The 559-nt window shown below is 68.2% G+C and carries 1 protein-coding gene; it reads right to left on the bottom strand.

Annotated elements, in window-relative coordinates; genetic code table 11:
• On the bottom strand, positions 1-559 hold a 559-nt coding region (locus tag ABB22_RS17490), incomplete at both ends, for a type I glutamate--ammonia ligase (protein WP_484600310.1).

Genomic DNA, 559 nt, shown 5'->3' with positions numbered 1-559 from the left:
CAGCGCGGCCTCGCGCATGGTGCGCTTGAACAGGAACACCTGGTCGGCCAGCGCCATGGCGTCGGCATGGGTGAAGTTCACTTCCAGCTGCGCCGCGCCGGATTCGTGGATCAGGGTGTCCACGTCCAGCTTCATCGCGTCGCAGTAGTCGTACATCAGGTCGAGGATGGGGTCGAACTCGTTGACCGCGTCGATCGAGTAGGACTGGCGCGCGGTTTCCGGGCGTCCGGAGCGGCCGGCCGGCGGCAGCAGCGGGAAATCCGGGTCGGTGTTCTTCTGTACCAGGAAGAACTCCACCTCCGGCGCCACGATCGGCTTCAGCCCCAGCTCGTCGTAGGCGGCCAGCACCCGCCGCAGCACGTTGCGCGGCGCCAGTTCGTGCGGCTGCCCGCTGCGCGTGTAGCAGTCGTGGATGACCTGCGCGGTGGGGTCGGTCGCCCACGGCACCATGCGCACGGTGTCCGGGTCCGGGCGCAGCACCATGTCCGAATCGGCCGGCGCCACCAATTCGTAGTAGTCGTCCGGCGAATCGCCGGTGACGGTGGTGGCGAAGATGCCC

Origin of the sequence: Stenotrophomonas nitritireducens (assembly GCF_001431425.1) — a bacterium.
GTDB classification, from domain to species: domain Bacteria; phylum Pseudomonadota; class Gammaproteobacteria; order Xanthomonadales; family Xanthomonadaceae; genus Stenotrophomonas; species Stenotrophomonas nitritireducens.
The sequence above is the reverse complement of the archived record's forward strand: the minus strand, read 5'-3'. Positions and strand labels throughout refer to the sequence as shown.